Raw genomic sequence first — 19,556 nt, 5'->3', positions numbered from 1 at the left:
CTCACTTACCCTTGTAATCCGGGAGCTTCTGCTGCCCGATCAGCGAACTCGCACCCTGCTGGTCGACCTTCTCGGCGACCGACGACAGCGCCGCGGCGGTCGTGCGGAGGTCGCGGACCAGACGGTTGGCCTCGGGGATCGTCGTCTTGGAGAAGGCCTGCAAGCCTGGCCGTGCATCGCCGATCGCGGCGTTCAACGTCTCCGCGCTCTGCTGTGCAGACGTAATCGCCTTGTTCAGGTTCGCCATCGCCGGCTTCACGTCCTCGGACAGCACGCCGTTGGTGGTCTTGGCGAGCACGCCGAACTGCTGCGCGGCATCGCCCGCCTGCTGGATCGCAACCCGGGTCTGCGCGAGCGTCGCGGCAATCTCGGGCCCGCGATCGGCGAGTGCATCCGTCAGGCGATTGGTGTTCTCGAGGATACCCGCGATCGATGCCTGGTTACGGTCGGTCAGCAAGCCCGTAAGGCGCTCGGTCAGCGTCGACAGGCGCTCGAGCAACTGCGGTGCCGAGTTCAGGATCGCGCCGAGGCCGCCCTGCTTAGTCGGGATGACCGGGACGCCATACGGGCAAGGCTGCCCGTTGACGTCGGGGCAAGCGACCGCCGGTGCACCTTTGCGCGCACCGTCGAGCGAGACCTGGCTCACGCCCGTGAAGCCGACGCCAGAGATCGACGCGGTCGTACCCTGCAGCACCGGCGTCTCGTCGTTGACGCTGATCCGGACGCGGACGAACTGCGGATCATTCTTCCACAGCGAAATCGTCTTCACCTGCCCCGACGGCACGCCGGAGAACACGACGGCGGAGCCGCGCGCGAGCCCGTCGACCGACTGGCGGAAGAAGATGTCGTATTCCTTCTCTTCCTTGCCGCCGATCCGCGCGATCCACACGGTGAACAGCGCCAGCAGGGCCAGCAGGATCAGCACGACGGCGCCGACTAGGACGTGGTTCGAACGGGTTTCCATCAGCGCGTCCTTGCTTCTTTCTCGGCGTATGTCGCGTCGGCGTCGTCCGGCGCGGACTGCTTGGACTGGACTTCGGTCGGATGTTGGGCCGCTTGCTCGTCGGCGCGCTCGTGCGCCTCCTGAGTCGCGACCGCGGCACGGCCGCGTGGCCCCTTGAAATACTCTTCGATCCACGGGTGATCGAGCGCGATCAGTTCGTCGATCGTGCCGACCGCGATGACCTTCTTGTCGGCCAGCACCGCGACCCGGTCGCAGATCGCATACAGCGTATCGAGATCGTGCGTAATCAAGAACACCGTCAGCCCCAGCGTCTTCTGCAACGACTGCGTCAGCCCGTCGAACGCCGCCGCACCGATCGGATCGAGCCCCGCGGTCGGCTCGTCGAGGAACAGCAGTTCGGGATCGAGCGCCAGCGCGCGAGCAAGACCGGCACGCTTCTTCATGCCGCCCGACAGCTCGGCGGGAAACTTGTTCGCGGCATCGGCGGGCAGGCCCGTCATCACCACCTTGTACGACGCGATCTCCGCGAGCAGCGCGGGCGACAGGTCCGGATAGAATTCGCGCAACGGCACTTCGACGTTCTCGGCCACGGTCAGCGTCGAGAACAGCGCACCACCCTGGAACAGCACGCCCCAGCGCTTGCGGATCTCGGTCGCCTCGGTTTCCTCGCGGCCGATATTGGGCTCGCCGAACACCGTGATCTCACCCGCGACCGGCGTCTGCAGCCCGATGATCGAGCGCATCAGCACCGACTTGCCGGTACCCGACCCGCCGACCACGCCGAGGATCTCGCCGCGCCGCACGTCGAGGTCTAGCCCCTCGTGCACCACCGAATCGCCGAACGCGTTCTTCAGCCCCTTCACGGAGATGATGAAATCGTCTGTCGTGTTATCCGTCTTGCGGGGCATCAGTCCCAACCCAACCAGGTGAAGAACACCGCGAAGAACGCGTCGAGCACGATCACCAGGAAGATCCCCTGGACCACCGCCGAGGTAGTGCGCAGCCCGACCTGCTCGGCGTCCGATTCGACCTGCATCCCCTGGAAACAGCCCGCGATCGCAATGATCGCGCCGAACACCGGTGCCTTGATCAGCGAGATATAGAGATCGGTGATCGGCACGACTTCGCGGATTCGCGCGATGAACGTCACCGGCGGAATGCCGAGCTGGACCCAGCACAGCAGCCCGCCGCCGATGATCGCGATCACCGACGCATAGAAACCGAGCAGCGGCATCATGACGATCGCAGCCAGCACGCGGGGCAGCACCAGCGCCTCCATCGGCGACACGCCGATCGTCCGCATCGCGTCGATCTCTTCGGTGAGCTTCATCGTGCCCAGCTGCGCCGCGAACGCCGAGCCCGAGCGCCCCGCGACCATGATCGCGGTCATCAGCAGGCCGAGTTCGCGGATCGTCAGGCGACCGACGAGGTTGATCGTGAACACTTCCGCACCGAACTGTCGCAGCTGGACCGCGCCCTGTTGCGCGATGACCATGCCGATCAGGAAGCTCATCAGCCCGACGATGCCGAGCGCGGCGACGCCGACGACCTCGAACCGCTGGACCACGGCGTTGAACCGGAACCGCTGCGGGTGGCGGATGACGCTGCCGAACGCGATCGTCGTCGCGCCGAGAAACCCGAGCAGGCCGAGCATCGTCTTGCCCGACAGCACGACCGCGTCGCCGATCTCGCCGACCACGCGGGAGACCGCGCCGACCTTCACGGGCCTCGCGGCGACCGGCTGGTCGGAGGCGACGACCTGGTCGAACAGCGCCTGGTCGTTCTCGTCGAGCCCATCGATCGTCGCATCGTTGCGCGCCGCGAACCGGTGGACGACCCAAGCGCCGATCGTGTCGATCCGGTCGACGCCACTGAGGTCGACATGCTTCACCGACGCCGCGTCGATCGCCTCGAGCCGATCGGGCAGATTACCGATCTTCGCGAGCGACAGATCGCCGGTAAAGCGAAGCGTGCCGGTATCGGCACCGTCCTGCTGGAAATCGGCCATCGCGCTCATCGGGCGCACCTTTGCGGCAAAGTGACTGGATCGGCAAGATGAATGCGGCGTAAGCGACGACGATGATCGAAATGCCTTCCGCCCCCCCCACCGTCCGTATCGCGATCTACGACATGGACAAGACGATCACGCATGCGCCGACCTGGACGCCGTTCCTGCTCCACACCGCGATGAAAGGCGGCGCACCGTGGCGGCTGGCGCTCGTCCCGTTCGCCGGAGTCGCAGCACTCGGCTATGTCGGCAAGCTGATCAGCCGCGGCCGGCTCAAATACCTGATGCAGCGAATGATGCTCGGCAAGCGCATGACGCCCGCCGAAGAACGCCGCGCGGCCGAAGCCTTCGCCGACCGCGTCATGCGCGACGGCGTCTTCGCCAGCGCCCGCGCGCAGATCGAGGCCGACCGCGCCGCCGGCTACCGGCTGGTCATGGCGACCGCATCGTACCGATTCTACGTCGAGGCGATCGCCCGGCGACTGGGCTTCGACGCGGTGATCGGCACCGAGAGCGTGCGCGACCGCGACGGCGTACTGCTCGCCGGCATCGAAGGCGAGAATTGCTACGGCCCGGCCAAACTGCGGATGATCCAGGCCTGGATGGACCGCGAAGGCATCCCCCGAGACCACGCCCACATCCGCTTCTATTCCGACCACGTCTCGGACGCCCCGACCTTCGAATGGGCCGACGAACCCTTCGCGGTGAACGCGCATGGGCCTTTGCGGCTGCTGGCGAAGGCCAAGGGTTGGGCAATGCCGGATTGGGAGCGGTAGCCTTCGCGCGGCCACTGCCCAGTGAACGAACCCTGCGGTTACCGTTGCGCGATTGCGCACCTTCACTGGGTGTGTGCACCATGCATGATGGCACGTCTCTTATTCGCGGTACTGTTACTCTGTGTTGGCGGTTGCTCGCCGCATGTCCGCTCGGAGCAAACCGTGATCATGGACATGATAGAGCCACAAATTAGCCTTCCGAAAGGGGCAAGGCCGCTGAAAACATATGCGCGCGCCTATGCACCTTCGTCGAACGAGCGCGTGAGTGCGCTGTATTTTCGCCCCGACGCATCATTGTCCTCATGCGCTGGAGCCAAAGCCGGCGGACCGACAAACGGCCAGATCGCCCTACTTTGCCCCCCGCCCGACGGGTTCAAAGCCGGTGAACGGCGCTGGTTGACCAACTCTCGATTGTTGCCGAGCGTTTCGGACGGCGGCTGCGCATTCATAGACGTTGAGTTCGACATCCCTTCAACGAAAATAATCTCTGCGCAATGTCACGGGTCTGGTTGAACGCCAGCGTTCCTCTCCATCTCGGCCATTCAGATGTCACCCGGAACCGGACATTCTCGTTTGTGGCCACGTGGAGGAAACCGACCTACGGGCGAGGCGTACCCCGTTCTACCCACCAAGCGTAAAATAGAATTCCTCCACCGACGACGACACTAATGGCTGCCAATTGAAGCGCCTCGATGCGTTCGGTCGCTGTAGCAAAAATGGATGCGGCGCCGAGCGCCAGTCCCGCGACAACCATAATCCAACCTGCCAATGCGTCGGGCCAACGTGGGCGAGGATCGATCTTCTCTATCAGCAGATGCGCACTGGGAAGGTCAACCTCTAGTGCCTTTCGAATAGTCCGGTTCAGAATTGCGTGCGATAGCAAGCGGCGGACCTGTGCCACGAACATGAGCATGAGCGCCAAGACGCCGAGCGGTATGACTGCATCCAACATTCCCTCTGAATAGGGGCAGCGCCGTCCACTCCGCAACCTGCGTATGCCAGGCGCTAGACGTCCGCTTTCTTCTCCAGAGCGGCCATTCCGCTATCGCCCACTTGCGGACACCGCTGCTCCTCGATCATTGCCTCAAAGCTGCCGCTCGTTCAGTACTATTCTGTACTGTGCAACATGCTGCCTGGGGGACGAATGAGGAAGATCAGACGCATATGCGCCCTCGCATTATCGATAGCTGGGAACGTAGCAGTCGGAAGCGCGGCAGCCTCGCGTGATGGTGAAGCCCTACATGTGTTTTCTGGGGTGAAAGGCGCGATGGCCTACACGGTCGACAGAACGGGGGCGAACCTGCCGCAGACCTATTCGCCTTGGGAATTCTTAAAAACCATCTCGACTAGTGGTCCGACGTTCAAAGCTGGAGCAGATAAAGCCGCGCTCAAGGAAGTGCGGGCAAACGGCTTTGCAGTCCGCATCTTCTCAATAACATTCGAGTGACGCGCGCTCTTCGCGCTCGATCAAGTGGGCGGTCCGTAGTCGCCCACTTGCGGACATTCCTTAATTCCCGGAGGATGCCGGATGAACAGCAGCGATAAGGTAAACGTAGGGACGGTCGAGCGCTTGGCGCGATGGGCACTGTGGCCCGCATTATTCCTAACCGTGGTGTGTATTGCGATGCTCTATGCGGGAATACCAGACAAGACATGGCAATGGTTTTTGCCTGTGTACCTGCTTGTGGGGACGCCAATCGTAGTGGGGTCGTTCGTAAGCGACTTCGAGGGTTTGCGAAGTATTTTGCGTTCTCGGAAGGGCAATGGCGACGACCGTTGGTAATGTCCGCGATCCTTCCCATTTCGGCCATTCCGCTTCCGCCCAAACTACGACATTCAAGCACATCGGGATAATTTCAAAAGCGGTCGGTAATTCAGCTAGCCGCTTATTGCCTATGGAGTGGTCCGGCGCAGGTCGGGAACGAACACAACCGGCCGGGTATGGATACTGTATATCGCGTTACCGTTTGAATCGATCGAGAACGGGTCTGCCCGGCGAAGCATCTCTGCATAACGAAGCTGAATTCGATCGAGTTTGACCTGTAACTGAGCGCGATGTTCGGGGGTTAGGGTTCCTCCGTCAATAGCCTGCATCTCGAGCGCTTCGGTACGAAGTGCCGCCAGGCGGGTACTGTGCGTCGTGTCCGCTGAAACAGTGAGCGGCGTTGGCATGTAGAGAATGCCAATCGCTGGATTGGGAGGACGTGCATCCACATCCCGATTCGGTAAGACGGTGAGGGCGTTTGACGCTACAGCAGCGGCGAGCAGAATGGGAAGCATCGGGTCCTCCGGTTATCGTCAATCGTTGAACATCAGCGACATCATTCGTACACAACGCGCCGAAGTGTCAAATTGCTGCCAGCGCCGGCGTTTGTCGGGCAATTTTGTTAACTGGCCCTCTACTCTCTGCACTGGGATCGGAGCGGCCACCCCCCGGACGCTCTGTATAGTACGCGGTTGCTCACAAATCGGTGATCCACAACGTCCGCTTTACAGTATATCGGCCCGAAAGCCGCCCGTCCGCTATCCTGCCCATGCCGGCCATTCCGCTTACGCCCAATAGCGGACATTCAGGGATGCAGGCTTACCCCGTCGTCCGGGAACCGGTTAGCGACTTCGTTAAAGTGCTCGCTGTCCGCGAAGCCACCGTCCAAATCGTATAGATACAGCGTAACGGGGCATCGCTGCTGGTTGGCCCAAGCTACTGCATCCCGCACGGAAACAGCTTCCAGCGCATCATAGTCTACGGTCAACGACGGATCGCTTTCCGGGGCTTGGTCAGCGTCGTCACAACTGTTGTCGTGCTCTACAGCTTCAACAATCGCATTCACTTCGCGCCAGCGGTAAGGACGGGTGCGCCTGTCTATGACGTTCCACAGCATGGCTGGTTTGTAGCGCTTTACCGCTGGGACGCAACGTACGCTTTCCTTCCCGACCCGGACATTGCCGAAATTCGATCCCAACGCGAACGCCGCTGCCGCCTTGATCGCCGTTCCCTTTTAGGAAGCGCGGGATCGACAGATGCCCGATCGCGGACACTGCCCGAAGCAAGCATCCCGATTGCGGACATTCGCTTTAGAAGATAGCCTCGATCAGTGCTCACCTTAATCGCCTTCATCGCTCAGGACTACGTCCTTCGGGATCTGCAAAAGTCGCCCGTTGCTGCGCACGGTCCCTTCAAATTAGAACGCGAAGACTGTATCGCGCGTGATCCCCCCGTGGCAGTATTGCACTACGCGCCCTGTAGGCCGATGGCTCGATTACTTTGGTCATCTGCCGATGGTCAAATACTGGTCAAGTATGAGGATGATGGCGGATGGTTGGGCAGGTATCTTTTATTTCCAACTGCGCCGGATAGGCCAAATTCATGCGGGCTTGCAGGCTTTACCGCTTACCAAACTAAACCCGGTTCAAACGGGGACTGGCAGAATAGTGGTAAAGCATTTGTCTCGACACTTGAGAAGTGCAGTCGGTTGACCTCCTTGCAGATCGCCTCCTACAAAAACGAGTTTTTGGAAGCGGCACCTTATTACGGCGAAGCCGCCATGAGCCTGCGTTCCTTGGCGGTATCTATGTTCGGAAATCTGCGAAGATGCACCGCGCAGAAAGAAGTAACAAAAAACAATCCGATGAATGGCTTCACTTGCGTTCGCCAGGAAGGGCCGTCGAGCTAACACAGTGTCCCAGGCATTCGAACGCCGCTAAGCCCGCTAGCCTCTCCGACCAGCACATTCTCGTTAAACCATCATTTTCGGGAAAGGCCGCAGCGCTAAGCGACGTTCGCTAACGCTATCTGCCTTCCCAATAGCGGACAGTCCGCTTTCCTTCCCATTCGGGCCATTCCGCTTACACCCATACCTTGCCGATCGCGGACATTCTCGCGCTTCCCGATTGCGGACGATCGTTCAGCAAGGCAGCATGTCTCAATGACCAACCGTACGATCCGAATGGCTTCCATAGTCCTTTCAGCGGCCGTGTTGACGACTGGGGGTATGCTCCACGCGAACAGGCCGGTGCCCGAGTGGCAGGGGTTTTCGAAACGCTCGCTGGATGCCACCGCAAGGTGCGCCATGCGCGTGCTTAGCCGATATGGTCGCGTCGTCAGCGATAGGGGCGCAAAACCGGAAGCCGGTTCAATCCGTCTTATGCTCCACTCCCTGAAACACTCAGGTCGTTCCGCTCCGCTTCTCACTGCCTATTTTGACGGGGACGCCACATTCAGTTCGGCATTCATGGACGCAGTAGATCGGCGTACAGCCAGTAAGGTATGGCAGGGGTTCCAGCAGCAGTGCGGATTATCGGGGGTACGATAATCGTCGATTCAGTCTAAAAGCAGCCAGTCCGCTGTCCTTCCCAATCCGGACGTCAAGTCGTTCGGTTGTGTGCGGTTGCCGCGATCGCGCTTATGGCATTGCGGTAGTGGACGATCGCCCGGTCGATCAACTCCGCCGAGAGTAGCGGCGAGGTAACGCACGCCAACAGAACGCAATCGCGGGCTGACCGTTTCGCCGAGGTGGCTCGCTCGCGATAGGCGTCGGATACGGACAGCGCGGGACTATCAAGGGCGGTCGTTCCGGCTGACGGGGCGGTTGTATCAATGAGCATCGCACCGGTGTCGGCGTTTACGCTTAACAAAGCACTGATACCCGAGCCAAATCGCTACGAATGCGTGATAATTAACGGCGATCAGCATGATTTACGCCCGAAAGCGGCCCTCCCGCTTTCCCTTCCCCTCTCGCCATTCGAAGTCGACAATCGACGTCCGACCGTCACGTTCTTCGGTAGCTAAGCCTACCAAGTTTCGCACTAAGATGGCCGCCACCTGTCGGTATTCGAACGGACCTGCCGATCCGCGTGGGATCGAAACGGTCGTACGCCGTCCCCATCACAACAGCACATCGACGCTGTGGATCACCAGCCCGACCAGCCCGCCGACGATCGTGCCGTTCACGCGGATATATTGCAAGTCGCGGCCGACGGCGTTTTCCAGGCGGCGGGTGATCGTGTCGGCGTCCCAGCTGCGGACCGTTTCCGAGACCAGCTTGACGATGCCGTCGCCGTAGTCCGCCGCCGCGCCGACCGCCGCACGCCGCACGAACCGGTTGATCGTCCGCGACATGCGCGGATCATGCTGCAACGTCTCGCCGAGCTGGCGCAGGATGTCGCCGAGCTTGCCGGCCATCGCCCGCTCGGGATCGCGCGCGATCGCCAGAAGCGCGCCGCGCGCCTGCTCCCACAGCCCGTCGAGCCAGCGCTGCATCGCCGGATTGTCGAGCAGGTCGTTCTTCATCGTCTCGACGCGCTCGCGCATCCGGCGGTCATATTGCAGGTCCCAGGCGAGCCGATCGAGCCCCTCCTCCGCCTTCAGGCGCAGCGGATGCTCGGGGTCCTCCGCCATCTCCGCGAGCAGCCTGTCGAAGCCGCTGATGAGCTTGTCCGCGACGGTCGTGTCGAGCCCGGTCCAGCGCAGGATCGAGCCGGCCTTGTCGTGGACCATCGCGCGGACGAGGTGGTCGTTCGCGGCCAGCGTCTTCGCCGCCCAGCGGATCGCGCTTTCGAGCAGCGGCGCGTGGCGGCGCTCGGCGATCGCGGCCTTGAGCAACTGGCCGAGGATCGGCGACACCTCCGTCGCGCGCAGGCGGGCGCCGATCCCGGCCTTGACCATCCCGCCGAGCCGCGCCGGATCGAGACCTTCCAGCACTTGCGCGACCAGCTTCGATGCGCCCTGGCGAAAGCGCCCCCCTGCCCCCTCGGGCGGATCGGTCAGCCAGCGGGCAATCGCGCCCGCCACGTCGAGGCGGCGAGTACGCCTTGCGATGACGACGGGGATCAGGAAATTCGCGCGGAGGAACTGCGCGAGCGTGTCGCCGATACGATCCTTGTTGCGCGGCACGATGGCGGTGTGCGGGATCGGCAGGCCGAGCGGATGGCGGAACAGCGCGGTCACCGCGAACCAGTCCGCGAGGCCGCCGACCATCGCCGCCTCGGCGAACGCGCGGACGAACGCGAAGGCGGGGTGGACGGGGACAAGCGCGCGGCTGACGAAGAACGTCGCGGCCATGAACACGAGCAGCCCGGTCGCGACGATCCGCATGCGGACGAGAGCGGGCGGCGTTGCTTCGCTCGCCGGGCGCGTGCGGATTGAAACTGTCATGCCCGAAACAATCCCCCAGCGCGGGGATAGTTCACGACCGGGGCGGACGATCCGGCTTTCGCCCGACCTGCGCTCGATTCAGGTGCGCTCGACTGGTGAAATTTGGCCACCCCCGCGCGTGATTGGCTGGGTTCCGAGCGGTCCGCGCTAGACTGCCACCCGGCTTGCGACCGATGCCGGCATGACCGGCCCACGCTCAACCGCCGCGTGATGGACTTGCCCGCGCTCGGCCAGACGGCTCGCGCTGGTAACGTTCGTGCCGTATTCCTTGACGCCAGGCCGACGCGCAATGCTTTTGACCCGCCCGCGCTCGACTGGCCCATGCTCGACCGGGCCGCACTCAACCGACCCATGCTCGACCGCCCGGCTTTCGATTGGCTCCAGCATGACCGGCCCACGCTCAACCGGCACACGCTCGACCTACCCATGCTCAACCAGACGGCCCGTGCAGGCGCCGTTCGTGCCGTATTCCGCGACGCCCCGCCATCGCGCGGAACTCCGGCGTCGCTCAACACGAGGGGTGCGATGGCGTCACTCGGCTGGCTGTGTGCCATCGCCGAGCTTGGGGGTTGCCGGTCCGAGCCGTGGCCCCGACGGTCCGGCGAGCCCGATCACTTCGCTGCCGTCGTCGCCGGGGCGATAGGTGAGCAGGCTGCGGCCGAGGCGTGGGCCGATATACCGCTCGATCCCGACTGCGAGGCTGAACGCCGCGGGGACGATCAACAGCGTCAGGATGGTCGACAGGACGAGCCCGCCGATCACGACGATGCCCATCGGCGCACGCCACGATCCGTCGCCGCCGAGCGACAGCGCGGTCGGGATCATGCCCGCGACCATCGCGACCGTGGTCATCACGATCGGCTGCGCGCGCTTGTGGCCGGCATCGACCACCGCGGTCCACACGTCGACGCCCTTGCCCATCTCCTCCAGCGCGAAGTCGATCAGCAGGATCGAGTTCTTCGCAACGATCCCCAGCAACATGAGAATGCCGATAAACACCGGCATCGACACCGGATTGCCCGTCGCCCACAACGCGAGCAGTCCGCCCAGCGGCGCCAGCAACAGCGACCCCATGTTGACGAACGGCGGCAGCGCACGGCGATACAGCAGCACCAGCACCGCGAACACCAGGAACGTCCCCGCGATCACCGCCAGGATGAAGTTGTTGATCATCTCCGCCTGGAACTTCGACTGCCCCAGCACGAGTTTGTTCACGCCGGTCGGCAGGTTCGCCATAGTCGGCAACGCATCGATCTGCTTCTGCGCGACGCCTGACACGATACCCGGAGCGAGATCCGCGCCGATCGTCAGCTGACGCTGTTGATTGACGCGGTCGATCTTGGTCGGGCCCGAGCCGAGCGTGATCTCCGCCACTAGGTTGAGCGGCACCGAACCACCCGACGCTGTCGCCACCGGCAGGTTCTGGATCGTCGAGAGCTCGCTACGCGCGCCCTGATCGAGTGCCACGCGGATCGGGATCTGGCGATCGGACAGCGAGAAGCGCGCCGAGTTCTGGTCGATGTCGCCGAGCGTTGCGATCCGGATCGCCGACGACAGTGCCTGCGTCGTCACGCCGAGATTGGCGGCAAGATCGAAGCGAGGCTTGATGACGATTTCGGGGCGCTGCATGTTGCCCGCGACACGCGGCGCGACCAGCGTCGGCAGGCGCGACATCTCGGTCACGATCTTCTGCGCGGTCGCATCGAGCAGCTTGGGATCGTCGCCACCCAGCGTCACGCTCATGTCGCGCGTGCTGCCGCCCCAGCCATTCTGCGACCGGAACGAGACGCGCGCATCAGGGATCGCCGCGAGCTGGGGTGCGAGGCTGCGCTCGAACTCCGTGCTCTTCATTTTCCGATCGTCCTTGAGCGTCGCGGTGACGCGGCCGGCATTGACCGAACCGTTGGCACCGCTGCGCGCGTAGACGGACTGGACGTCGGGCTGCGATCCGATCAGCGCCGCGACCTTGGTCACCACGGCTTCGGTCTGCGCCAGCGTCGTGCCCGGCACCATGTCGATGACCGCCATCGAGGTATCGTTGTCCTGCGCGGGCTGGAACGTCATCGGCAGGACCGCGAACATCACGATCGTCATCAGGAACGCGAACAGGCCAAGCCCGAGCACCCAGAAGCGGTGATCGCGGAAACGGCTGGTCAGGCGGTGGAAGCCGCCGCGTGCCGCCGAGGCCTTCGCCTTGCCGGTCTCCAGCGTCCATTTCAGCGTCGCCATATAACCGTCCATCAGGACGCCCTCGCCGTGGACGGCGGGGCCGGCGGACTTGAGGAAATACGCCGCGAGCATCGGCGTGACGAGGCGCGCGACCGCAAGGCTCATCAGCACCGAGGCAACCACCGTCAGGCCGAAATTTTTGAAGAACTGCCCCGAGATACCCGGCATCAGGCCGACCGGGAGGAACACCGCGACGATCGCCATCGTCGTCGCCAGCACGGCGAGACCGATCTCGTCGGCGGCGTCGATCGAGGCCTGATAGGCGGACTTGCCCATGCGCATGTGCCGGACGATGTTCTCGATCTCGACGATCGCGTCGTCGACCAGCACGCCCGCGACCAGGCTGAGCGCGAGCAACGTCATCTGGTTCAGGTTGAAGCCGAGCAGATCCATGAACCAGAAGGCCGGGATCGCCGACAGCGGGATCGCCAGCGACGAGATCACCGTGGCGCGCCAGTCGCGCAGGAACAGGAACACCACGATCACCGCGAGCACCGCGCCCTCAATCATCGCGTGGATCGCGCTCTCATACTGCATCTCGGTGTATTTTACGCTGTTCGAGCGCAGCACGAAATGCACGTTCGGGTTGCGCTTCTCCATCGCCGCGAGCTTCTTCACCGCCTCGTTGAAGACGGTGACGTCGGACGAACCCTTGGAACGCTGGAAGTCGAAGCTGATCGTCTGACGGCCGTCGATCGCGGCACGGCTGCGCTGTTCGGCGTAGAGATCGCGGACCTGCGCGATGTCGGCCAACCGGACCGTGCGGCCGTTGCCGACGCTGATCTGGGTCTGCGCGAGGGCGACCGCGTCCTTCGCGTTGCCGAGCACGCGAACCGACTGCTCGGACCCGGCGATCTCGGCGCGGCCACCCGCCGCGTTCAGATTGACCTGGCGGAGCTGCGCGTTGACCTGGCTCGCGGTCAGCCCCTGGCTTTGCAGCTTAAGCGGGTCGAGGATGATACGGATCTCGCGACTGACGCCGCCGTTGCGGTTGACCGCGGCCATGCCCGGGACCGACAGCAACTCCTTCGCGACGTTGTTGTCGATGTACCAGCTCAGCTGTTCGACCGTCATGTCCTTGGCGATCACGGAATAGCTGGCGAGATCGTTGTCGGTGGTGTTCGCACGGAACACCTGCGGCTCGAGGATACCCTCGGGCAGATCGCTGCGGATCTGCGCGATCGCGTCGCGGACGTCGGTGACGGCGCGGTCGATCGGCGTGCCGATGCTGAGCTGGACGACGGTCTGCGACTGGCCCTCGGTCACGGTCGAGGTGATCTCATCGATGCCCTGGAGCGAACGCACCGCGGCCTCGACCCGCTGCGTGACCTGCGTCTCGAGTTCGGTCGGCGCGGCGCCCGGCTGGTTGATGACGACGATCGCGATCGGGAAGTCGATGTCCGGATCGTTGTTCACGTCCATCCGCATGAAGCTGACGATGCCCGCCAGCGTCAGCGCGATGAACAGCACGATCGGCGGCACCGGGTTGCGGATCGCCCAGGCCGAGATGTTGCGAAAGTTCATGAGCTCAGCTCGCTTTCTTCGTGACCGGCTTCACCTTTTGCCCCGGCGCCAGGAACCCGCCTGCAGACAACACTACGCGTTCGGTTCCGTCGAGTCCGCTGAGAATCGTCACGCCCGCATCGGAGACCTGGCCGATCTTGATATCGCGGCGCACGGCCTTGTCGTCGGCGCCGATGATATAGACGAAGCTGCCCTTCTCGTCGCTCTGCAGCGCCGAGTCGGGGAGCAGCGGTGCCTGGGTCGCGCCACCGACGATCGTCGCCGCGGCGAAACCGCCCGGCCGCAGCGCGGGGTCATAGGCGACCGCGATCCGCGCAATGCCCTGCCGGCTCTGCGGGTCGATGACCGGCGAGACCTGCCACACCTGGCCCGGGAAGCCCTGAGTCGTGCCGACCGGAACGACGGTCGCGCGGGCGCCCGCATGGAGCCCGGCGAGATCCGCTTCGCTCAACTGCGCACGCATTTCCATCTGGCCGTCCGCGGCCATGCGGAACAGCACGCCGGTACTCGCGCCCACGACCTGACCCGATTCGACGCCGCGCGTCAGCACAAGGCCAGCGGCGGGCGCACGGATATCGAGCCGGCCGTTGCGGGCACGCGCCTCACCCAGAGTCGCCTGCGCTACCTTCACGCGTGCGGCTGCGGCGTCGCGCGTCGCGGCCTTGCGCTGGAGATCGGCCTTGGAAATGAAGCCGCGATCGACAAGCTGCTTGGCGCGATCGAGTTCGGCCTGCGCGATCGTTTCGTCGGAGCGCGCGACGCTGACAGAGGCGGCGAGCGAGGCGGCGGTCTCGGTCTGGACCGAGCGATCGACCGTCGCGAGCACCTGACCTGCGGCGACCCACTGGCCCGGCTCGACCAGCACGCGCGTGATCATCCCGCCCTCGCCTGCGACGCCGACCGGCATTTCGCGACGCGCGGCGATCGTGCCGGTCGCGGAAATCGTGCGGTCGACGGTCTTGCGCCCCGGCACCACGACCGAGACGGTCGGCACCTGCTCGACGACCGGACCGGCAGCGGCCTCCTTCTTGCCGCCCTTGAACGCGAAGACGGCGCCGATGATCGCCAGCACGACGACGACCGCGATGATGATGTTGCGGCGGCGGTGCGACGGTGCGGTGTAATCGGGGAGCACGAGCTGGTCTTCGGTCTCGCCACCGTCAATCTGGCCGACGGTCTTCGTCTCGTAGTTCATGCGCGTCACAATCCCAATTTCGACCGGTCTTGTCTCGACCCGCTTCGCCATTCACCGGCTGTGTTATATGAATAAGTCACCGTGCTCAAGCCCCTCGACGAGCGCAGGATGCAGACATGCTTCGATTTCGATCTATTCGCAATGCGGTTCGCAGAGTTTGAAAGACGTTCAGCTTGTGTTGAGCCGATCCGGGCGACACGCACGGACAGTTCAACGGGAGACACCATCATGAAGACCGCATCGTTCCTGACCATCCTGGCGAGCGCCACCGCGATTCTTCCCGCCGCCGCCAATGCCCAGGCCGCCCCGACCACGGTCGAGCCGATGGTACCCGCCGCCGGGACCGTGCTGGACGTGACCGCCGAGGGTCGCACGACGCGCGTACCCGATCTCGCGACGATTCGCGCCGGTGTAGTGGCGCAGTCCCCGACCGCCGCCGCGGCGCTCACCGACAATGCGCAACGGATGGCAAAGGTGCTGGACGCGCTCAAGCGGGCGGGCGTCGCACCGCGTGACGTCGCCACTTCGAACGTCCAACTGTCGCCACAATATCGCTACGCAGACAACCAGCCGCCGGTTATCACCGGGTATCAGGCGACCAACACCGTCTCGATCCGCTTCCGCGACGTCGCCAAGTCTGGGTCGATCCTCGACGCGCTGGTGGCGCAGGGTGCGAACCAGATCGACGGGCCGAACTTGACGATCGACAAGCCCGACGCGGCGCTCGACGAGGCACGGACCGACGCGATCGCGCAGGCAAAGCGTCGCGCGGATCTGTATGCCAAGGCGGCGGGGCTGCGCGTGTCGCGGATCGTCTCGATCGCGGAATCGGGCCAGGATACGGGGGGGGCGCCGCAGCCTATGTTCATGGCGCGTGCGGCGATGGCCAAGGACAGCACGCAGATCGCACCCGGCGAGAAGGACGTAACTGTCACGCTGTCAGTACGCTTCCTGCTGAACTGACGCTCTCTACGATCCTCCCCCGCCAGGGGGAGGTGGCTGGCACTTGCCAGACGGAGGGGGAGGTCAGCGATAACGACGGTTGCGCGCTCCTCCCCCTCCGTCACCTTCGGCGACACCTCCCCCTGGCGGGGGAGGATTACAGCGCCGCTTGATCTCCACACACGGAAAAGGGCCGCCCGGTTGCCCGGACGGCCCTTTACCTTCGCGTGACGAGGCGAAGCTTAGCGGACGCTACCGCGACGCACGAGGTTCACGATCGCGAGCAGGATAATCGCACCCAGCAGCGACACGATGAACGAGGTCAGCGTCAGCGGCTGATTGTTGATCGAACCACCCGACAGGATCAGGCCACCGATAAACGCGCCGACGATGCCGACGATGATGTTCAGGAAGATGCCCTGCTGCGCGTCAGTGCGCATGATCATGCTAGCGATCCAGCCGATGACGCCGCCGATGATCAGCCAAAGAATGAGACCCATGATATTTTCCCTCCGTTGAACCCGTATCCGGGCGATGGCGGAAAGACGAGCGAACGGCGTTTTTTGTTCCGCTCGCGTTTTGAGTTTTGCCCCTCAATACTTTTGTTGGCGCTCGTACAATGACTTATAGTGCTGAATTCGTGTCACGCGCAGGCCGGGCATACCCGACCGATCGATCGCACGCTGCCAACCGGCGAACTCCTCGACCGTCAGGCCGTAGCGTGCACAGACATCGTCGACGCTCAGCAGTCCGCCATTCACCGCGGCGACGACCTCGGCCTTGCGCCGCACGACCCAGCGCGTGGTGCTGGGCGGTGGCAGGCTGTCCAGCGTCAGCTGCTCGCCCAATGGCCCGATGACCTTGCCGGGACGAATTTTCTGGTTCTCGATCATTTGAAACCTCTGATCGGGGCGGGGGGCCCCCTCTCGATATGCTCGTTCGACCTGTAATCGCAGGTCTTGAAGATCGGCTGAAACGCCGCGGTAAACAGCATCTTCATTCCTCCTTCCAACGGGTCAACGCCGCGGCCATCGGCCCGTTGAATGCACCGTGGAGCGGCGCAAACAACTTCGGATCGATCGTGGCGCGAGCAAATCCCGCCTGCACCGCCGCTGTCGGGCTCGCTGCCTGTCGGGCGGCGATACCGACGATCAGGACGGCCAGGTCACCCGGAAGAACGGTGACCTCTGCGTCGCGATCGAAACGGGGAAAACTCAGGTCCAACGGGTCACTCGCTTCATTCTCGGAAGCCCCTGTCTAGGGCAAGGGGATGAAGACTGCGTAAAACACCCGCCACGCAGTGGCCGATTTGTTGCATTGCGACGTTCGCCGGTCGCATTTTTCCCTCGCTTCGGCCTGATCGAGGTTAATCGACGCATCTTTTTGCAACGCGGCACCTCCGCGCTTATGTAGCGCCGCATGGATCAGACCGATTTTCAGCTCGGGGCCAGTGCCGGTGCGGGCATGGCCGGAAAGCGCATCGTCGTGGCAATGTCGGGCGGCGTCGACAGTTCGGTCGTCGCCGCGCTCGCGCATGCCACCGGCGCCGAGACCATCGGCGTGACGCTCCAGCTCTACGATCACGGCGAGGCGGTCGGCCGCGCAGGCTCGTGCTGCGCGGGTCGCGATATCCGCGATGCGCGCGCGGTCTGCGACCGGCTGGGGATCGCGCATTACGTGTTCGATCACGAAACCAGCTTCCGTGAGCAGGTCGTCGACAAGTTCGCCGACGAGTATCTGGCCGGTCGCACGCCGATCCCGTGTGTCCAGTGCAACATGGGGCCGAAATTCACCGACCTGCTGAAGCTCGCGCGCGATCTCGGCGCAGACTGCTTGGCGACCGGGCATTATGTCCGACGAGTCGAGGGCGCGGATGGGGCTGAACTGCACCGTGGCGCCGATCCGGCACGCGACCAAAGCTACTTCCTTTTCGCGACCACGCAAGCGCAGCTCGACTATCTGCGCTTTCCGCTGGGTGGCCTACCCAAGGCGCGAGTCCGCGAGATCGCCGCCGAACTCGGCCTCGGCGTCGCGGCCAAGCCTGACAGCCAGGACATCTGCTTCGTTCCCGACGGCGACTACGCCGGTCTCGTCAAAAAACTGCGCCCAGAAGCGGCGGAGACGGCAGGCGACATAGTCGATCTCGGCGGCGCGAAACTCGGCGAACATCGCGGGCTGATCCACTTCACCGTCGGCCAGCGCCGCGGGCTGGAGATCGGCGGCAGTCCCGAGCCGCTCTATGTCATACGAGTCGAGCCTGCCACGAAGCGAGTCGTCGTCGGGCCCCGCCGCGCACTCGCCGTCGAGGCGGCGCGGATGACCGACATCAACTGGCTTGGCGGCGATTTCACCGGGCCCGTGACGGCCAAGGTACGCTCAATGGCAAAGCCCGTCCCTGCCCGTCTAGTCGGCGACCGAATCGTGTTCGATGCGCCCGAATACGGCGTCGCGCCCGGCCAGGCGGCGGTGCTGTATGCGGGCGAGCGCGTGCTCGGCGGCGGCTGGATCGCGGAGACCGAGGCGGCACTCGTCGCCGCCTGACGCGTTCAGGGCGAATGGATATCGAAGATCTACGCCGCCAGATGGAAGCCGCCGCCGCGGCGATGGATTTCGAGACTGCGGGCAAGTTGCGCGATCAGATCAGCGTGCTGCGCGGCGGCGGCGAGGTGGCAGACACCGCGGGACTGACTCGCCAGCAGCCCGGCGCGATGGGTCTCGGCACCAGCCAACAACGCATGACCCCGCCGCCGGGTTGGGTAAAACCGAAGAAGCCCGATCCGATGACCAAGGGGCGGAAGCGGTAGCCGTGCTGATCGCCCTTCAGGACGACCTCTGGAGAAGAGCGCCACCCCGGCGGAGGCCGGGGCCCAGTTGGGAAACCAGAGTTGGCGGAAGCTGCGCGTTGTTACTGCGACTTTGCCAACTGGACCCCGGCCTTCGCCGGGCGGTAGCTACTAAAGCGGGCCAAGACATCAAGGCAGCAGAAACGTGCCTTCGATCGTCGTCACGCACGATCCACCCAGCACCACGCGGTCGCCATCAAGACGGCACGTCAGCTTCCCGCCGCGCGAACTCGCCTGAAAGGCCGTAAAGCTGTTCCCCAAGGTCGGTGCCCAATACGGCACCATCACCGCATGCGCCGAGCCCGTCACCGGATCCTCATTGATCGCGTAATACGGCGTGAACACGCGGCTGACGATGTCGGTCGCCTCCCCCCGCGCCGCGACGATCGCGACGATCGGGAACTTCGCCAGCGCCGCGAAGTCGGGCTTGAGGTCACGCACGATGGCCTCGTCCTCGACGATCACTAGCGCATAGCCCTTCTCGTGCCACAGGGTCTCGACAGGCCCGGCGATGTTGAGTGCCGCTACGATCTCCGGGATCGCCTTCGGGCTCGGCCCCCACGCAGGCAACTCCAGCGTATAGCCGCCATCCGCCCGCGCGACCTCGAGCATCCCCGCCTGCCGCGTGCGGAACCGCACCCGGTCGAGCGCGGTGTCCGACGACAGCACGAAGTGCCCGCTCGCCAGCGTCGCATGACCGCACAGCGCGACCTCCGCGCCCGGCGTAAACCAGCGCAGGTCGAAATCCACGCCCTCGTCATCCGATGCGACGATGAACGCAGTCTCGCTCAGGTTGTTCTCCTGCGCGATGTTCAGCAGCACGGCGTCGTCGAGCCACGCCGACAGCGGCATCACCGCAGCCTGGTTGCCGCCGAAGGGCGTGTCGGAAAACGCATCGATCTGCGCGAACGGTATTCTCAT

Annotated in this window: 20 protein-coding genes; 6 read left to right on the top strand and 14 right to left on the bottom strand. The window is 64.1% G+C overall.

Annotated elements, in window-relative coordinates; translation table 11 throughout:
* Position 1 precedes the first annotated feature (1 nt).
* The 3 genes from AC1MH0_RS14150 to AC1MH0_RS14140 are packed head-to-tail and all read right to left on the bottom strand — an operon-like array spanning position 2 to position 2,981.
* Complete coding sequence (locus AC1MH0_RS14150) at positions 2 to 964, bottom strand: MlaD family protein (RefSeq protein WP_480963304.1); 963 nt, start codon at positions 962 to 964, stop codon at positions 2 to 4.
* Entirely contained in the window at positions 964 to 1,872 is a 909-nt protein-coding gene (locus AC1MH0_RS14145; protein ID WP_480963303.1) for an ABC transporter ATP-binding protein, read from the bottom strand. The genes AC1MH0_RS14150 and AC1MH0_RS14145 overlap by 1 nt, the downstream gene beginning before the upstream one ends.
* A complete protein-coding gene (locus AC1MH0_RS14140) occupies positions 1,872 to 2,981 on the bottom strand; it encodes an MlaE family lipid ABC transporter permease subunit (RefSeq protein ID WP_480963302.1) in 1,110 nt (369 codons plus the stop codon). Before AC1MH0_RS14140 ends, AC1MH0_RS14145 begins: the two co-directional genes overlap by 1 nt.
* Before the next feature lie 62 nt (positions 2,982 to 3,043).
* Here AC1MH0_RS14140 and AC1MH0_RS14135 point away from each other — a divergent pair, with 62 nt between their 5' ends.
* Complete coding sequence (locus AC1MH0_RS14135; protein WP_480963301.1) at positions 3,044 to 3,748, top strand: HAD family hydrolase; 705 nt, start codon at positions 3,044 to 3,046, stop codon at positions 3,746 to 3,748.
* A gap of 598 nt (positions 3,749 to 4,346) precedes the next feature.
* Here AC1MH0_RS14135 and AC1MH0_RS14130 read toward each other — a convergent pair.
* Positions 4,347 to 4,700, bottom strand: a complete 354-nt coding sequence (locus AC1MH0_RS14130) for a hypothetical protein (RefSeq protein WP_480963300.1) — start codon at positions 4,698 to 4,700, stop codon at positions 4,347 to 4,349.
* Between the two features lie 315 nt (positions 4,701 to 5,015).
* Between AC1MH0_RS14130 and AC1MH0_RS14125 the strand changes: the two genes are divergently transcribed.
* The gene (locus AC1MH0_RS14125; RefSeq protein ID WP_480963299.1) at positions 5,016 to 5,195 is read left to right on the top strand and encodes a hypothetical protein; all 180 of its coding nucleotides are present in this window, start codon (positions 5,016 to 5,018) and stop codon (positions 5,193 to 5,195) included.
* 446 nt (positions 5,196 to 5,641) lie between these two features.
* Here the strand turns inward: AC1MH0_RS14125 and AC1MH0_RS14120 are convergent, their stop codons facing one another.
* Positions 5,642 to 6,028, bottom strand: a complete 387-nt coding sequence (locus AC1MH0_RS14120; RefSeq protein WP_235524712.1) for a hypothetical protein — start codon at positions 6,026 to 6,028, stop codon at positions 5,642 to 5,644.
* Between the two features lie 290 nt (positions 6,029 to 6,318).
* Positions 6,319 to 6,630: a hypothetical protein gene (locus tag AC1MH0_RS14115; RefSeq protein ID WP_480963298.1), complete on the bottom strand. Its 312-nt coding sequence runs from the start codon at positions 6,628 to 6,630 to the stop codon at positions 6,319 to 6,321.
* A gap of 213 nt (positions 6,631 to 6,843) precedes the next feature.
* Between AC1MH0_RS14115 and AC1MH0_RS14110 the strand changes: the two genes are divergently transcribed.
* Positions 6,844 to 7,422: a hypothetical protein gene (locus AC1MH0_RS14110; protein WP_480963297.1), complete on the top strand. Its 579-nt coding sequence runs from the start codon at positions 6,844 to 6,846 to the stop codon at positions 7,420 to 7,422.
* Between the two features lie 1,211 nt (positions 7,423 to 8,633).
* On the opposite strand, the gene AC1MH0_RS14105 is transcribed toward AC1MH0_RS14110, so the two are convergent.
* The 4 genes from AC1MH0_RS14105 to AC1MH0_RS14090 form a co-directional block, all read right to left on the bottom strand.
* The gene (locus tag AC1MH0_RS14105) at positions 8,634 to 9,902 is read right to left on the bottom strand and encodes a DUF445 domain-containing protein (RefSeq protein WP_480963296.1); all 1,269 of its coding nucleotides are present in this window, start codon (positions 9,900 to 9,902) and stop codon (positions 8,634 to 8,636) included.
* Positions 9,903 to 10,049: 147 nt separating this feature from the next.
* Positions 10,050 to 10,289, bottom strand: a complete 240-nt coding sequence (locus AC1MH0_RS14100) for a hypothetical protein (RefSeq protein ID WP_480963295.1) — start codon at positions 10,287 to 10,289, stop codon at positions 10,050 to 10,052.
* A 144-nt stretch (positions 10,290 to 10,433) separates the two neighbouring features.
* The gene (locus AC1MH0_RS14095; RefSeq protein WP_480963294.1) at positions 10,434 to 13,655 is read right to left on the bottom strand and encodes an efflux RND transporter permease subunit; all 3,222 of its coding nucleotides are present in this window, start codon (positions 13,653 to 13,655) and stop codon (positions 10,434 to 10,436) included.
* 4 nt (positions 13,656 to 13,659) lie between these two features.
* Complete coding sequence (locus tag AC1MH0_RS14090; protein ID WP_480963293.1) at positions 13,660 to 14,850, bottom strand: efflux RND transporter periplasmic adaptor subunit; 1,191 nt, start codon at positions 14,848 to 14,850, stop codon at positions 13,660 to 13,662.
* A gap of 228 nt (positions 14,851 to 15,078) precedes the next feature.
* Here AC1MH0_RS14090 and AC1MH0_RS14085 point away from each other — a divergent pair, with 228 nt between their 5' ends.
* A complete protein-coding gene (locus AC1MH0_RS14085) occupies positions 15,079 to 15,813 on the top strand; it encodes an SIMPL domain-containing protein (protein ID WP_480963292.1) in 735 nt (244 codons plus the stop codon).
* Positions 15,814 to 16,034: 221 nt separating this feature from the next.
* Here the strand turns inward: AC1MH0_RS14085 and AC1MH0_RS14080 are convergent, their stop codons facing one another.
* From AC1MH0_RS14080 to AC1MH0_RS14070, 3 genes are all read right to left on the bottom strand, one after another.
* On the bottom strand, positions 16,035 to 16,292 hold the full coding sequence (locus AC1MH0_RS14080) for a GlsB/YeaQ/YmgE family stress response membrane protein (RefSeq protein WP_056061084.1): 258 nt from the start codon (positions 16,290 to 16,292) through the stop codon (positions 16,035 to 16,037).
* 93 nt (positions 16,293 to 16,385) lie between these two features.
* Entirely contained in the window at positions 16,386 to 16,685 is a 300-nt protein-coding gene (gene sciP, locus AC1MH0_RS14075; protein ID WP_056061087.1) for a CtrA inhibitor SciP, read from the bottom strand.
* 103 nt (positions 16,686 to 16,788) lie between these two features.
* Positions 16,789 to 17,016: a hypothetical protein gene (locus AC1MH0_RS14070; protein WP_056061089.1), complete on the bottom strand. Its 228-nt coding sequence runs from the start codon at positions 17,014 to 17,016 to the stop codon at positions 16,789 to 16,791.
* Positions 17,017 to 17,211: 195 nt separating this feature from the next.
* Between AC1MH0_RS14070 and mnmA the strand changes: the two genes are divergently transcribed.
* Positions 17,212 to 18,333 carry a tRNA 2-thiouridine(34) synthase MnmA gene (gene mnmA, locus AC1MH0_RS14065; RefSeq protein WP_480963291.1) on the top strand — a complete coding sequence of 374 codons (1,122 nt, stop codon included), beginning with the start codon at positions 17,212 to 17,214 and terminating at the stop codon, positions 18,331 to 18,333.
* Positions 18,334 to 18,347: 14 nt separating this feature from the next.
* The gene (locus tag AC1MH0_RS14060) at positions 18,348 to 18,596 is read left to right on the top strand and encodes a UvrB/UvrC motif-containing protein (RefSeq protein ID WP_056061094.1); all 249 of its coding nucleotides are present in this window, start codon (positions 18,348 to 18,350) and stop codon (positions 18,594 to 18,596) included.
* Between the two features lie 168 nt (positions 18,597 to 18,764).
* Here AC1MH0_RS14060 and AC1MH0_RS14055 read toward each other — a convergent pair whose 3' ends face one another.
* A complete protein-coding gene (locus AC1MH0_RS14055) occupies positions 18,765 to 19,556 on the bottom strand; it encodes a PhzF family phenazine biosynthesis protein (protein ID WP_480963290.1) in 792 nt (263 codons plus the stop codon).

The sequence above is a fragment of the Sphingomonas sp. AP28 genome (assembly GCF_056680455.1).
This window is presented reverse-complemented; position numbering and strand designations above follow the sequence as displayed.

What these genes read in the sequence shown, in the direction of transcription:
- AC1MH0_RS14150 (WP_480963304.1), bottom strand. Translation starts at nt 964, where the DNA reads ATGGAAACCCGTTCGAACCACGTCCTAGTCGGCGCCGTCGTGCTGATC.
- AC1MH0_RS14145 (WP_480963303.1), bottom strand. Translation starts at nt 1,872, where the DNA reads ATGCCCCGCAAGACGGATAACACGACAGACGATTTCATCATCTCCGTG.
- AC1MH0_RS14140 (WP_480963302.1), bottom strand. Translation starts at nt 2,981, where the DNA reads ATGAGCGCGATGGCCGATTTCCAGCAGGACGGTGCCGATACCGGCACG.
- AC1MH0_RS14135 (WP_480963301.1), top strand. Translation starts at nt 3,044, where the DNA reads ATGATCGAAATGCCTTCCGCCCCCCCCACCGTCCGTATCGCGATCTAC.
- AC1MH0_RS14130 (WP_480963300.1), bottom strand. Translation starts at nt 4,700, where the DNA reads ATGTTGGATGCAGTCATACCGCTCGGCGTCTTGGCGCTCATGCTCATG.
- AC1MH0_RS14125 (WP_480963299.1), top strand. Translation starts at nt 5,016, where the DNA reads ATGGCCTACACGGTCGACAGAACGGGGGCGAACCTGCCGCAGACCTAT.
- AC1MH0_RS14120 (WP_235524712.1), bottom strand. Translation starts at nt 6,028, where the DNA reads ATGCTTCCCATTCTGCTCGCCGCTGCTGTAGCGTCAAACGCCCTCACC.
- AC1MH0_RS14115 (WP_480963298.1), bottom strand. Translation starts at nt 6,630, where the DNA reads ATGCTGTGGAACGTCATAGACAGGCGCACCCGTCCTTACCGCTGGCGC.
- AC1MH0_RS14105 (WP_480963296.1), bottom strand. Translation starts at nt 9,902, where the DNA reads ATGACAGTTTCAATCCGCACGCGCCCGGCGAGCGAAGCAACGCCGCCC.
- AC1MH0_RS14100 (WP_480963295.1), bottom strand. Translation starts at nt 10,289, where the DNA reads ATGCTGGAGCCAATCGAAAGCCGGGCGGTCGAGCATGGGTCGGTTGAG.
- AC1MH0_RS14095 (WP_480963294.1), bottom strand. Translation starts at nt 13,655, where the DNA reads ATGAACTTTCGCAACATCTCGGCCTGGGCGATCCGCAACCCGGTGCCG.
- AC1MH0_RS14090 (WP_480963293.1), bottom strand. Translation starts at nt 14,850, where the DNA reads ATGAACTACGAGACGAAGACCGTCGGCCAGATTGACGGTGGCGAGACC.
- AC1MH0_RS14085 (WP_480963292.1), top strand. Translation starts at nt 15,079, where the DNA reads ATGAAGACCGCATCGTTCCTGACCATCCTGGCGAGCGCCACCGCGATT.
- AC1MH0_RS14080 (WP_056061084.1), bottom strand. Translation starts at nt 16,292, where the DNA reads ATGGGTCTCATTCTTTGGCTGATCATCGGCGGCGTCATCGGCTGGATC.
- sciP (WP_056061087.1), bottom strand. Translation starts at nt 16,685, where the DNA reads ATGATCGAGAACCAGAAAATTCGTCCCGGCAAGGTCATCGGGCCATTG.
- mnmA (WP_480963291.1), top strand. Translation starts at nt 17,212, where the DNA reads ATGGATCAGACCGATTTTCAGCTCGGGGCCAGTGCCGGTGCGGGCATG.
- AC1MH0_RS14060 (WP_056061094.1), top strand. Translation starts at nt 18,348, where the DNA reads ATGGATATCGAAGATCTACGCCGCCAGATGGAAGCCGCCGCCGCGGCG.
- AC1MH0_RS14055 (WP_480963290.1), bottom strand. Translation starts at nt 19,556, where the DNA reads ATGAGAATACCGTTCGCGCAGATCGATGCGTTTTCCGACACGCCCTTC.